The following is a 12,334-nucleotide window of genomic DNA, read 5'->3' on the forward strand; positions in this document are numbered from 1 at the left end:
GGAGGTCGCGATGTCACGCGCCGGTGGCAGTACCACTGCCCGTCCCATTACCCCCTTCCACCGCTTCCACCGCATCGCCGCCGCGTGTGCGCTTCTCCTGGTGGCGGCCCTGCTCGGCCCCGCCGGCAGCGCCTCGGCAGCACCGAGCACCGGCGAGATGTCGTATGCGTGCGCCCTCAAGAGCAACGGCCTCCTCCGTGCCGTCACCTCTCTGGGCGAGTGCAAGAGCACCGAGACGAAGGTGGCCTTCAAGCCCGGCCCGGTGCTCGTCTGCATCCAGCCGTCCGGCTCGACCCGCCTGACCAAGAACGCCCGTGACTGCAAGCCGCCGGCCACCTTCAAGACGCTCCCGCCGCTGGCCGGCACCGTGTACTTCTGCGCGGCCCTGCCCTCGGGCACCCTGCGCTACGTCACAGGTCCCGGCCAGTGCCTCACCGGCGAGGTCCAGGTCCAGGTGACCCCCAACGACGCCGCGCCGAGCGTCACGTCGACGTCGCCGACCACCAACGCGACCCACGTCGGCACGTCCGTCACCCCCGCCTTCACCTTCAGCGAGCCTGTCACCGCGACCGTCGCCTCCTTCGCGCTCGACTGCGACAGCGCGGCGATCCCCTTCAGCATCAGTGGATCCACCACGTCCACCGTCACGCTCCACCCGACCGGATCCCTGCCGCAGGGCGCCGCCTGCTCCGTCACCGCGTATGCCGCGGGCATCAGTGACGTCGACACCCTCGACCCGCCCGACAACCCCGCCGCCGACCGCACCGTCTCGTTCACGACCGACACAGCTCCATCCCTCGTCTCGTCCAGCCCGGTCGGGGACGCCACCGGGGTCGCGACGTCCACCGACATCGTGCTCACCTTCAGCGAGCCCATCGACGTCGCCGCCGACGCCTTCACGCTCTCCTGCGGCGGCCCGAACCTGGCGTATGCCGTCACCGGCTCGGGCACGTTGACGGTGACCGTCAACCCCACCGCAAACCTCCCGCAGACCGCGACCTGCTCCTTGACGGCGCCCGCCAGCGCCATCACCGACGTCGACGCCGGCGACCCGCCCGACGCGCTCACGGCCGCCCTCAGCGTCACCTTCGTCACCGTCGACGCGGCGCCCTCGGTCGTCGCGACGACGCCCGTCGACGGCGCGACCAGTGTCTCGACGACCGCCGCGCTCGCGGTCACCTTCTCCGAGCCGGTCACGCTCGCCGCCGGCGCCCTCACCCTCAGCTGCGACAGCGGCCCCGTCACCACGACGCCCGGCACGGCCGACCAGATCACCTACACCTTCACGCCGACCTCGGCCCTCACCGAGGGCGACGCGTGCACGGCCACCGTCGACAAGACCAAGGTCTCCGACGTTGACGCCGTCGACCCGCCCGACCATCCGGCCGCCGACCGCGTCTTCTCCTTCGTCGTCGACACGGCTCCGTTCGTCGTCAGCAGCTCACCGGCCGACGGAGGGACCGATGTGCCTGCAACCGGCGCGCTCACCGTCACGTTCAACGAGCCGGTCACCGTCGCCCTCGACTCCTTCGGGCTGACCTGCAACGCCACGCCCGTCGCGTTCACCCTTGGCGGCTCGGGCACCACGACCGCGACCCTGACCCCGACCGGCGCCCTGCCCGGCGCGGCATCCTGCATCCTCACGGTCGTCGCGACCAAGGTGCACGACGTCGACGCCGGCGACCCGCCCGACACCATGGCGGCGAACTACACGGCCGGCTTCACCACCGTCGACACCGCCCCGACCGTCGTCTCGACGTCACCGGCCGACGGTGCCACCAACGTGTCGGCGGGGGCCACGATCACGGTCACCTTCAGCGAGCCGGTCACGGCAGACGCCGACGCCTTCGGTCTCGAGTGCCCGACGGGCACGACGACCGCCTTCTCGCTGAGCGGGTCGGGCACCGCCGTCTGGACCCTCGACCCGACCGGGCTCCTGCCCGCCGCCACCGACTGCACCCTGACGATCACCGGCAGCCAGATCCACGACGTCGACACGGTCGACCCGCCCGACACCATGGTCGGCACCGTCACGGCTACCTTCGCCGTGGCCGCCAACAGCGCGCCGACCGCCCTCTCGCTCTCCCCGTCGACCGTCGCCGAGAACCAGCCGTCCGCCACCGCCGTCGGCACGTTCACGAGCACCGACCCCGACCCGGGCGACACCTTCACCTACGCCCGGGTCGCCGGATCCGGAGACACCGACAACGCCTCCTTCGCGATCGTCGGGGACGAGCTGCGCACGGCCGCCTCGTTCGACTTCGAGGCCAAGGCGTCCTACTCGGTCCGCGTCCGCACGATCGACTCGGCCGGGAACTTCTTCGAGAAGACGTTCACCATCACGGTCACCGACGTCAACGAGGCGCCGACCGACATCACCCTGACCAACAGCTCGGTCCCCGAGAACCAGCCCGTCGGCACCCTCGTCGGCACCCTCGGTGCCCTGGACCCCGACGCCGACCAGACGCATACGTTCTCGGTCGTCACCGTGGCCTCGCTGGGCTGCGGGGGCACGTACGCGGACGGCGCGAGCTTCAGCGTCAGCACCGGGTCGCTCGTCACCGCGGCGTCCCTGAACTTCGAGGCGAAGTCCTCCTACAGCGTCTGCGTGCGCGCCACCGACAGCGGCAGCCCCGTCAAGACGTTCGACAAGGTCCTCACGATCACGGTCACGAACGTCAACGAGGCGCCCGTCGTCGGCGGCGACAGCTACTCCGGCGCCATCGGCAACACCCTCGCCGTGCGCGGCGTGACGGCCACCGGCCCGAGCACGGCCCTGACGGGCGACCTGCCCCTCGCCAACGACTCCGACCCCGAGGGTGCCACCCTCTCCGTCGTCGCCGGCACCATCGCGACGACCGGTGGTGGCAGCGCGACGATCAACGCCGACGGCACCTTCAGCTACCTGCCGGGGGTCGGGGACGTCAGCCAGACCGACACCTTCACCTACACCGTGACCGACGGTCTGCTCACCTCCACCGGCACCATCAGCGTCGCCATCGGCGCCGACCGCGTCTGGTGGGTCGACGGTGCGGCAGCCCCGGGTGGCGACGGCCGCTCCACGGCCCCCTTCACGACGCTGACCCCGCTCAACGGGGCCGGCGGCGCGGGCGACCCCGACGGCACGGGCGACTACGTCTTCGTCTACGCCGCCCCGGGGTCGTATGCCGGTGGGCTGGCCCTCGAGGCCAACCAGCGGCTCTACGGGCAGAAGTTCGGTCTCGCGATCGGCGGTACGACCCTCGTGCCCGCCGGTGCCACCGCGCCGACGATCACCAACGCCGCCGGCAACGGCCTGACCCTGGCCAACGGGGTCGAGGTCCAGGGCCTCACGGTCTCCGGCGCCTCCGCCGACGGCATCCACGGCGACGCCGTCACGACCGCGACCATCGGCAGCACCGTCACGGTGAGCGCGAGCACCCAGGACGGCATCGACCTGACCGGCGCGGCCTCGGGCGGCATCTCCGTCGGCGCGACGGTCACCGGAAGCACCGGTCGCTCGGTCGCCGTCAGCAACCGCAGTGGTGGCACGACGACCTTCTCCGGTGCGATCACCGGATCGGGGATCGCCCTGACCTCCAACACCGGAGCGACGGTCACCTTCACCGCCCCGCTGACGATCTCGTCCGGCACGGCCAGCGCCTTCAGCGCCACCGGCGGCGGCACGGTCACGGCCAGCGACCTCACCTCGACCCTGACGAGCACGACCGGCTCGACCCTCGTCGTCGACAGCACGACGATCGGTGCTGCGGGCCTGAGCTTCCGGTCGGTGAGCGCGAACGGCGCGGCGAACGGCATACGGCTCAACGCCACCGGCAGCTCCGGTGGGCTGACGGTCGTCGGCGGGGGCAACACCTCCGTGGGCGGCAACGCGAGCGGCGGCACGATCCAGAACACGACTGGAGCGGGCGTCCTGCTGACGAACACCGCCGGCGTCAGCCTCACCAACCTCACGGTCAGCGGCACCCCGAACGCGCCGGGCATCGACGGGACGGCAGTCGCCGGCTTCTCCTTCACCAACGGCACCGTCTCGGGCAGCGGCACGGCGAAGGCGAGTGGCCTCCACTCGAGCATCGCCTTCAACGACGACGGACCCACGGTCGCCAACGTCACCGGATCACTCACGGTGTCCGGCTCCGTGCTGACCGGCGGCTACGGCGGCGGACTCCACGTCGTCAACCGGAGCGGCGCACTCTCGTCGGTCACCGTCACGAACAACACCGTGCAGAGCCCCGCCGCAGCCGCCGACTCCGTCGGCTCGGGCGTCCTGCTCAACCTCTCCGGCTCCACCACGACGACCGCCACGATCGGCACGGGGTCGGTCACCGGCAACACCATCACGGGCTACCCGAACGGCGGCGGCATCATCCTGCTCGGTGGCAACCCAGAAAGCGCGTCGGCCCCCGTCGCGGACTTCGGCACCAGCGGTGCCCACGTGCTCATCGGCAGCAACCTCGTCGCGGGAGCCAGCAGCGCGAACCCGATGTCGACGCAGTGCATCCAGGTCGCGCTGACCGGTCGCGGCACGAGCTACGTCGACGTCACCGGCAACGGCACGGGTGCCGCACCGCTCGGGCTCAACAAGGGCACGTGCGTCTCCGTCGACGTCGACGGCGCCCACGTCCTGACCAGCGCCATCACGGGCAACGTCGTCAAGCCCCAGGCCCAGCTCGGTGGCGCGTTCGGCATCGCCGGAGGCACGGACCAGAGGCTGCTCGCCGACACCAGCGTCCTCGACAGCGCCGTCCTCAACGCGACGATCAGCAGCAACACGGTCTCGTCCTCCGACCGGTCGGGCATCCGCTTCCTGGCCAACTCGCGCGGGACGCTCAACGCGAAGATCGAGAGCAACACCGTGGCGGCGCCCCTGTCCACCACGGTGGCGAGCGTGCCCGGCATCCGCGTCGACTCCGGGACTGGTTCCAGCGCCGCGATCGACACCACCGTGTGCCTCAAGATCTCGTCGAACACGACGGCCGGCAACACAGCCGTCGGCACCACCACGCCGGGCATCGGCCTGCGCAAGCAGGGCACCGTGGCAACGACGAACGACTTCGGCGTCGTCGGCCTGAGCCCGAACCCCGCGACGGGTCCGCAGACCGAGGCCTACGTCTCCGGCCTCAACCCCGCGAGCGCCGCGGGCACCTTCGGCACGGGGGGCACGGCCGTCCTCTCGGGCAGCAGCTTCATCCCGTGCACCCTGTCCTTCTAGGAGGAGCCACATGTCCGATCCCTTTATCGGCGAGATCAAGCTCGTCGCCTTCGGCTACCCCCCGAAGGGGTGGGCGCTGTGCAACGGGCAGCTGCTCCCGATCAACCAGAACCAGGCACTCTTCTCCCTCCTCGGGACGATGTACGGCGGCAACGGGACGACCACCTTCGCCCTGCCCGACCTCCGGGGCCGGGTCCCGCTCCACACCGGGCAGGGCCTCACGCAGGGGCAGGTGCTCGGCGAGGCCAGCCACACCCTGATCGTCAGCGAGCTGCCGGCGCACCTGCACCCCGTCACCGCCACGAGCGCCGGCGCCACGACCGAGGCCCCCAGCGTGGACGTGACGCTCGCGACGAGCGCCGGGTCGCCGGCCTACGCACCGGCGCAGAACCTCGTCGCCATGGACGGGGGCGCGTTCACCACCGTCGGCGGCAACCAGCCGCACGAGAACCGGCAGCCCTACCTCGCCATGTTCATGTGCATCGCCCTCGTCGGCATCTTCCCGTCGCGCAACTAGGAGAGACCATGAGCGAGCCCTACATCGGCGAGATCCGCCTGTTCGGCGGCACCTTCGCGCCCGTCGGCTGGCTGGCCTGCAACGGCCAGCTGCTGCCGATCGGCGTGTACGACGCCCTCTTCAACCTCATCGGCACGACCTACGGCGGCGACGGTCAGACGACGTTCGCCGTGCCCGACCTGCGCGGTCGGATTCCGGTGCACGCCGACGGCTCCGGCTACGTCCTCGGCCAGTCGGGAGGCGTCGAGTCGGTCACCCTCACGACCTCGCAGATGCCGGCGCACACCCACCCGGTCATGGGGTCCTCGGCCACCGCGTCCGTCACCTCAGCCACCGGCAACGTCCCGGCCACGACCGCGGGTGTGACCGTCTTCGCCTACGGCACCGACCAGCCGCACACGACGCTGCACCCGTCCACGGTGGCCCCCAGCGGCGGCTTCCAGCCGCACGACAACATGCAGCCCTACCTGTGCATCACCTTCATCATCGCCACCGAGGGCATCTATCCCAGCCAGAACTGAGGTACCGCCATGACCGACCCCTTCCTGGCCGAGATCCGCATCGTCGGCTTCAACTTCGCGCCGAGCGGCTGGGCCACCTGCGACGGTCAGCTCATCCCGATCAGCCAGAACACCGCCCTCTTCTCCCTGCTCGGCACCTTCTACGGCGGCGACGGCAGGTCTACGTTCGCGCTGCCCAACCTTGCCGGGTCAGCGCCCATGCACCCCGGGCAAGGTCCCGGCCTGACGCCGCGCGACCTCGGTGAGGTCGGCGGCGAGCCCAACGTGACGCTCATCCAGGGCGAGATGCCCGTCCACAACCATGGGGTGGCGGCGTCGCAGGCCGAGGGTGGCGACCGCAGTCCCGCAGCCAGCCTGCCCGCCGCCGAGGCAGGCGGCATCAACTCGTACGCGCCGCCCGGCGCCCCCGCCCAGATGGCGCCCACCATGACGGGTGCGGCAGGTGGGAACCTGCCGCACAACAACCTGCAGCCGTCCCTGGTGGTGACCTTCGTCATCGCGCTGCAGGGCATCTTCCCGCAGCGGCCCTGAGGTGGGCGGAGAGCGTATGCCGTCCGCCCCCGACGTGAGGTCGCCGGCCGTCACGCTGCGCCGCGCGACCGACGCGGACCGCGAGCTGCTCCTCGCCGTCTACCGATCCACCCGAGCGGCCGAGCTCGACCTCGTACCCTGGGACGAGGCGACGAAGACGGCCTTCGTCACGCAGCAGTTCGAGGCTCAGGACCGTGCGTGGTCGCAGCAGCGTCCCGATGCCGAGCGCAACGTGGTGCTCGTCGACGGCGTGTCGGCGGGGCGGCTCTACGTCGACCGCACGGCGGACGAGATCCGGGTCCTCGACATCACCCTGCTGCCCGAGCACCGTGGTCGTGGCGTGGGGGAGGCGCTGCTCGAGCCGGTGCTGGCCGAGGGTGACCGCGACGGTCTGCCCGTGACGATCCACGTCGAGCGCCACAACCCCGCGCTGCGTCTCTATGCCCGGCTCGGCTTCGAGGTCGGCGAGGACCTCGGCGGCGTCTACCTCTTCCTGAGCCGTCCGGCCCGTCAGCCGAAGACGGCCTCGTAGCGGTGCCGGCCGTCGGCGCCCGGGCCGATGGGCACGAGGAAGAGGTCGAAGCCGCCGAGGGCATCGTGCTCGAGACGGTGCATGCCTTGTGCCGACGGGGGATTCGGGCCGCCCGCGAAGGTCAGGGTGAACGGCTCCCGCGTCGGCCCGCCGGCACGCCCGCGGCTGACCTCCGCGAGCACGACCGAGAAGCCGCCTCCGCCGCCGTCGCCATCCCCTGAGCCGGACACGGCGAACGCGGACCCGACGTGCGGCTCGAAGTCGCCCGCTCCGACCCCGGCGAGGTCGAGCGTCACAGGCGGTTCACCACGGCGGTCCACGTCTTGCCCGTCGGGCCGGGCACGAGGTGGAGCGGCGTCGTCGTGAAGCCGGATCGGCTGACGCCGTAGGTGTCCTCGCGCGAGCCCATCGTCGAGGTGAAGTGCAGCGCGTAGCGCCGGTCGGAGCCCGGCGTCCCGGGCAGGTCGTTGACAGCGGACAACCGGCCGGTCCAGGCCGACGTCGCCGACTTCGCCGAGAAGGAGCTGCCGACCAGGGGGGTCCATCGCGACCGGCTCAGCAGGTCGACCGGGGCCTTGGCTGCCGCTGCGGTGCCGGCGCCTGCCGCCGTCACAGCTGTGGCCACCGCGGCTGCGGGAACGGCCTGAAGCACTCGTCGACGACTGATCACGACCATGTCCGTACGCCTCTCGACACCCCCGCGGCGCCGGGGCTCTCCGGCACCCTCGCATCATCCCGCGCGGGCGTGCGTGCGTCAGCCGAACGGCATACGCCATCGGGCAACTCGGCAGGTGGCGAGCAGGGAGGCGCCGGGCCGGGTGCGCCCGCTTCTTGAGCGCCACCCGGCCCGGTCAAAGGTGGCCGCTCAGCGGGCGGCCCGGGCCCCGACGAGGTCATCCGTCTCGTCGGGGGGTCTGGGGGTGTCCGGCGAGGAGTCCGGTGCGGAGAGGGGCGCGGCGTCGGACGGGCGGCGCTCGGCGAGACCGGCCATGCCCCACCGCACCGCCGCCGTGCCGAGGTGCCCGAGCGGTCGCGCCACGAGCGTCGAGACGACGCCGGGCAGCGGGATGCCGAGCATCTCGCGGGCCCACCCGGGCAGCAGGGACACGCCGCCGGAGGCGAGGGTCCCGTAGCCGGGGCGGGCGTAGAAGGGTAGCGGGGGATCGAGCAGCAGGAAGCGCGCGGCCTCGCGTGCGGCCGGTGACGACTCGAGCTCGGGTCGGTAGGAGGCGAGGACGGTCCGCAGCTCGGCGACCGAGGTCGGCGGGTCGACGACGCCGAGGCGCCCGGCGGGGATGCCGGCCTGCGCGACGTAGACGTCGGCCTCGGCATCGGTCAGCGGCTCGTCGCCGAAGGTCTGATAGCCCCGGAGGAAGGAGTCGATCTCGGCGGCATGCACCCACATGAGCAGGTGCGGGTCGTCGGCGCGGTAGGGCCGGCCGAGGTGGTCCTTGCCGCGCACCCGCTCGTGGATCGAGCGGACCATCGCGATGGCCTCCTCGGCGTGCTCGACCGTGCCGAAGGTCGTCGTCGCGAGGTAGTGGCTCGTGCGCTGGAGGCGCCCCCACGGGTCGCTCTTGTAGCCGCTGTGGCCGGCGACCCCGGCCATCGCCATCGGGTGCAGCATCTGCAGGAGCAGCGACGCGACGCCGGCCGGGAACATCGACGCGTCGGCGTGCACGCGCCACACCGGGTCCTCGGGGGTGAACCACCGCTCGCCCTCCGCACCCCAGATCCGCTGCGCACGGTCGGGCGCGTCATCGCCCGCGACCCTGCTGCGCAGCATGAGGCCGAGCCGGCGCTGGACCAGCCGGGCACCTGCGGTGTGGCTCATGGTCGAGACCATAACCACAGGTCAGCGGCGTGCGGAAACGACCTGTCCACCCTTTGTCCGCGTCAGCCCAGGGTGATGCGGATGCCGGCGCGTGGACCGCGGGGTCGGACGCGGTCGGTGACCGCCGCCACGGCGTCGCCGAGCCGGGCCATGACGTACTTGCGGCCGATGGCGCGCTTGACCGCGGCGACGCCCTCCGAGCTGCGGTCGACGACGGCCGTGCCGGCATACGTCGGGGCCCCGTCGGGCACGCGCCCACGCATGTCGCACGGCCGTAGCTCGACCCGCGACGTGTGCGCGAGGCGCTTGAGCTTGCCGCTCGGGTCGACGGTGACGACGACGAGCTCGCCCGCGTCACGCGAGATCCACACGGCCGACGACACCGGGACCCCCGTCCGGCGGAACGTCGTCAGCGACACGTAGCGGTTGGCGTTGACGACGTCGAGGTCGTCCGGCATGGGGCTCACGCCGCCAGCGTATGCCGTGTGGTCGCCCGTGGACGCACGCCGGCACGGTGCCGAGCCGGCGCCTCAGACGAGCGTGCGGACCACCGCGACCACGCCGATGGTGAGGGCCGTCCCCGCCATCAGAGCCGCAGTCGTCGTGGCGGTCGCACCACCGCGACCCGGGCGACGTGCCAGGACGGTGGCCGTCGTCGTGAAGGCCGCGAGGAGCAGTGCGAGGTTCATGAGGTTGGCCGCGTCACCACGTCGCTGCGAGGAGTCGACGGCCTCGTGCTGGGCGGCGAGGAGCGCGTCGTAGTCGGCCGGTTCGGACGTGACCATCGCGACGACGGCGGGCGGGACCCCGTCGGACTCGCTCGGCGGCGCCGTCATCGCCGTCGCGACCTGCGCCCACGTGGACGCCGCTGCGGCGTCGGCGCTCGCGAGCTCTGACTGACCCGGCACGTCGTCGCCCACGGCGACGAACTGCCTTGCGAGGGAGAGCATCCCGAGCTGCACCTGCTGGTGCTGGCTCCGGAGCGCGAACGAGCTGAAGAGCTGGCTCGCGAGCAGTGAGCCCGTGATCGTCGTCGCCCGCCGTGACGACTCAGCATCGTCGCGAGCCGACCCGCTCGAGAGCACGAGCTGCGCCGCCGTCAGGACCGGGAGCAGCAGCCACGCGACGAGGGCCACGCCTGCGCCCACCCGCTGGGCACGCGTCCGCTCCTGCCACGGCTGGGGGACGAGCCCGACGTCCTCGCCGTCGCCGGGGGACGAGCCGCCGGACGCCGACCTCGCCGTCGACCCCGCCGCCGGGTCCGCCTGCGGTCGGTGCCGGTTGCCAGCGGTGCGCAGGACGACGAACGCGGCCGCGGCGACCACCGACAGGGCAGCCAGGCGCAACGCCCACGCCGCTCGCTCGTCGCCGTCGGCCACGGCGTCCTCGACGCCTTGCGGGTCGGCCCCGGCGGTGGTGAGCGCGTCCGCGAGACGGGTGCTCACGGCATACCCGTGGTCGGCCCGCTCGTAGTCGGCGGACAGCAAGGAGCTGCCGGCCTGCTGCAGCCCGGCCCGGAGCTCACCGGCGGCCTTGCGCAGCGTCGCGGCCTCCGCGGCCGCCAGCCGGCTGCCCGGGGTGGCGAGACCCTGCGAGGTGACCGTGTCGGACGCGTCCTGGAAGGCATCGGCTCGCACCTCGAGCAGCGCGAGGTCGAGCGCGACCGGCGCCTGGTCCTGGTAGAGGTGACGCAGCTCCTCGACGGTGAGCGCCATCGAGCGCGTCTCGAGTCGGGTCGACTGCAGCCAGTCGCCACTCGCCTGGGCGGCGAGCCAGGTGCCCGCAGCCAGAAGCGCGGCGATGAGGACGGAGACGACGACCTGCGCCGGGTTCGAGCGGACCCGGGCAGCCCAGTCGTGCAGGCGTGCTGCGGCACGTTCGGTCAGCGCGTCGTCGCCGCTCACCGTGGTGGCTCCTGCGTCACCGGCTCGTAGGTCACGGCCCCGAACTTCCCCACGAGGACGAGGTCCTCGCCCTGCCTCGACCACGAGTAGGTCTCCGGCGACAGGTCATCGAGCGGGCGGCCGTCGTAGCTGCCCGAGGGCGAGTCCGGGTCGTGCAGCGTCTGCACGCCACCCTGGGGCTTCAGCGTCAGCGTCGAGCCGGTCACCTCGACGACCCCCTTGGTGCCGATGGCGAACTCGAAGGTGCCGCTCGACCGCGACTGCATGAGCACCTCGGCCCGCTCGAACCGGCCGTCGGGCCGGAAGGTGTAGAGCACCTCGGCCGACCCCTGGTCGAGGCTCTGCCACGTGCCCTCCAGCTGACCCAGGGTGGAGGTCGGGGTGGAGGTCGTGGAGGGCGGCGTGGACACCGGTCGCGGTGCTGGGGTGTGCGTGACCGTCACGGTCGTCAGCGTCGGCGTGGCACCCGACTGTCTCGCCGAGGAGCACGCCGCGAGCGACAGCGGGGCCGACGCCACCACGCTGAGTGCGAGCACCGCGGTCCAGCGCCACCTCGTGCGGTCCGGCGGGTTCGTGGTCATGTGGTCGTCCATGGGCTCGGGCATCGGCTCGCCCTCCTCGTGCCGGGCACCTCGTCGGTGCCTCTTTGCGCCTCTTCCCATCGGACGTGGCGGCCGGGGCCGGTGATACATCCGGCCGCCGGCCGGTCTCGCGGGGTGCCCGTGCGCACAATGGGCCATGGCGCTCGCGCTCTGCCTCCTGCTCGACCGCAGGTCGGACCGCGCCGTCCGCGCGCTCTGGGAGCGGCTCGAGGCGGACGGCGTACCGACGCTGCTCACCCACACCCACGGTCACCACGTGCCCCACCTGTCGTATGCCGTCCTGCTGGCCTGGGAGCGCGAGGCGGTCCGCTGCGCCGTGGCCGGGCTGGGCGACGGTGGGCCGGTGGAGGTGTCGGTGCAGGGCACGGTGGTCTTCCCCCGAGGGCGCGTGGCGCTCGCCGGGTCGGCCTCCGTCGATCTCGCGACGCGGCAGGCCCGGGTGGTCGAGGCGCTGCGCGACACTGGAGCGACGATCCACCGGCACTACGAGCCCGGCCACTGGATGCCGCACGTGTCCGCGACGACCGGCGTTCCGGGCTCGCACCTGCAGGGCGTCGTCGACGCCGTGTCGGACCGGCTGCCGCTGACCCTCCGGTGCGACCGGGCCGCCCTCATCGACACGACCGACGGGGCCACGTGGGACCTGCCCGTCGTGCCGTGAGCACCGTCCGGTGATGGCGC

12 protein-coding genes are annotated in these 12,334 nt (G+C 72.5%); 6 read left to right on the plus strand and 6 right to left on the minus strand.

Annotated elements, in window-relative coordinates; translation table 11 throughout:
• Window positions 1–100: 100 nt before the first annotated feature.
• From ASD90_RS01555 to ASD90_RS01575, 5 genes are read left to right on the plus strand one after another with little or no spacing between them, the layout of a single operon-like run.
• Window positions 101–5,212 carry an S-layer family protein gene (locus ASD90_RS01555; RefSeq protein ID WP_056750696.1) on the plus strand — a complete coding sequence of 1,704 codons (5,112 nt, stop codon included), beginning with the start codon at window positions 101–103 and terminating at the stop codon, window positions 5,210–5,212.
• A 10-nt stretch (window positions 5,213–5,222) separates the two neighbouring features.
• Window positions 5,223–5,729, plus strand: a complete 507-nt coding sequence (locus tag ASD90_RS01560) for a phage tail protein (RefSeq protein WP_056750699.1) — start codon at window positions 5,223–5,225, stop codon at window positions 5,727–5,729.
• 8 nt (window positions 5,730–5,737) lie between these two features.
• On the plus strand, window positions 5,738–6,250 hold the full coding sequence (locus ASD90_RS01565; RefSeq protein WP_056750701.1) for a phage tail protein: 513 nt from the start codon (window positions 5,738–5,740) through the stop codon (window positions 6,248–6,250).
• A gap of 9 nt (window positions 6,251–6,259) precedes the next feature.
• Window positions 6,260–6,781, plus strand: a complete 522-nt coding sequence (locus tag ASD90_RS01570; protein ID WP_056750703.1) for a phage tail protein — start codon at window positions 6,260–6,262, stop codon at window positions 6,779–6,781.
• Window positions 6,782–6,797: 16 nt separating this feature from the next.
• A complete protein-coding gene (locus tag ASD90_RS01575) occupies window positions 6,798–7,313 on the plus strand; it encodes a GNAT family N-acetyltransferase (protein ID WP_056750705.1) in 516 nt (171 codons plus the stop codon).
• On the opposite strand, the gene ASD90_RS01580 is transcribed toward ASD90_RS01575, so the two are convergent.
• The 6 genes from ASD90_RS01580 to ASD90_RS01605 all read right to left on the minus strand — a co-directional run bounded on the left by ASD90_RS01580 (window position 7,292) and on the right by ASD90_RS01605 (window position 11,632).
• Window positions 7,292–7,609, minus strand: a complete 318-nt coding sequence (locus tag ASD90_RS01580; protein ID WP_056750708.1) for a hypothetical protein — start codon at window positions 7,607–7,609, stop codon at window positions 7,292–7,294. The two genes, ASD90_RS01575 and ASD90_RS01580, sit on opposite strands and share 22 nt — an antisense overlap.
• Window positions 7,606–7,938: a hypothetical protein gene (locus ASD90_RS01585; protein ID WP_056750711.1), complete on the minus strand. Its 333-nt coding sequence runs from the start codon at window positions 7,936–7,938 to the stop codon at window positions 7,606–7,608. Before ASD90_RS01585 ends, ASD90_RS01580 begins: the two co-directional genes overlap by 4 nt.
• Window positions 7,939–8,178: 240 nt before the next feature.
• On the minus strand, window positions 8,179–9,147 hold the full coding sequence (locus ASD90_RS01590; RefSeq protein WP_056754208.1) for an oxygenase MpaB family protein: 969 nt from the start codon (window positions 9,145–9,147) through the stop codon (window positions 8,179–8,181).
• A 62-nt stretch (window positions 9,148–9,209) separates the two neighbouring features.
• Window positions 9,210–9,605, minus strand: a complete 396-nt coding sequence (locus tag ASD90_RS01595) for a PPOX class F420-dependent oxidoreductase (protein ID WP_056750715.1) — start codon at window positions 9,603–9,605, stop codon at window positions 9,210–9,212.
• Window positions 9,606–9,677: 72 nt separating this feature from the next.
• Complete coding sequence (locus tag ASD90_RS01600; protein ID WP_056750717.1) at window positions 9,678–11,051, minus strand: hypothetical protein; 1,374 nt, start codon at window positions 11,049–11,051, stop codon at window positions 9,678–9,680.
• Window positions 11,048–11,632: a hypothetical protein gene (locus ASD90_RS01605; RefSeq protein WP_157610988.1), complete on the minus strand. Its 585-nt coding sequence runs from the start codon at window positions 11,630–11,632 to the stop codon at window positions 11,048–11,050. Before ASD90_RS01605 ends, ASD90_RS01600 begins: the two co-directional genes overlap by 4 nt.
• Window positions 11,633–11,789: 157 nt before the next feature.
• On the opposite strand from ASD90_RS01605, the gene ASD90_RS01610 reads away from it, so the two are divergent.
• Complete coding sequence (locus tag ASD90_RS01610; RefSeq protein WP_056750722.1) at window positions 11,790–12,314, plus strand: 2'-5' RNA ligase family protein; 525 nt, start codon at window positions 11,790–11,792, stop codon at window positions 12,312–12,314.
• The last annotated feature ends 20 nt before the right edge of the window (window positions 12,315–12,334 follow it).

It is taken from the genome of Terrabacter sp. Root181, assembly GCF_001428505.1.
In the GTDB taxonomy this organism is placed as follows: domain Bacteria; phylum Actinomycetota; class Actinomycetes; order Actinomycetales; family Dermatophilaceae; genus Terrabacter.

Coding starts and splice junctions, on each gene's coding strand:
- ASD90_RS01595 (WP_056750715.1), bottom strand. CDS start 9,605: ATGCCGGACGACCTCGACGTCGTCAACGCCAACCGCTACGTGTCGCTG.
- ASD90_RS01610 (WP_056750722.1), top strand. CDS start 11,790: ATGGCGCTCGCGCTCTGCCTCCTGCTCGACCGCAGGTCGGACCGCGCC.
- ASD90_RS01605 (WP_157610988.1), bottom strand. CDS start 11,632: ATGACCACGAACCCGCCGGACCGCACGAGGTGGCGCTGGACCGCGGTG.
- ASD90_RS01575 (WP_056750705.1), top strand. CDS start 6,798: ATGCCGTCCGCCCCCGACGTGAGGTCGCCGGCCGTCACGCTGCGCCGC.
- ASD90_RS01565 (WP_056750701.1), top strand. CDS start 5,738: ATGAGCGAGCCCTACATCGGCGAGATCCGCCTGTTCGGCGGCACCTTC.
- ASD90_RS01570 (WP_056750703.1), top strand. CDS start 6,260: ATGACCGACCCCTTCCTGGCCGAGATCCGCATCGTCGGCTTCAACTTC.
- ASD90_RS01560 (WP_056750699.1), top strand. CDS start 5,223: ATGTCCGATCCCTTTATCGGCGAGATCAAGCTCGTCGCCTTCGGCTAC.
- ASD90_RS01590 (WP_056754208.1), bottom strand. CDS start 9,147: ATGAGCCACACCGCAGGTGCCCGGCTGGTCCAGCGCCGGCTCGGCCTC.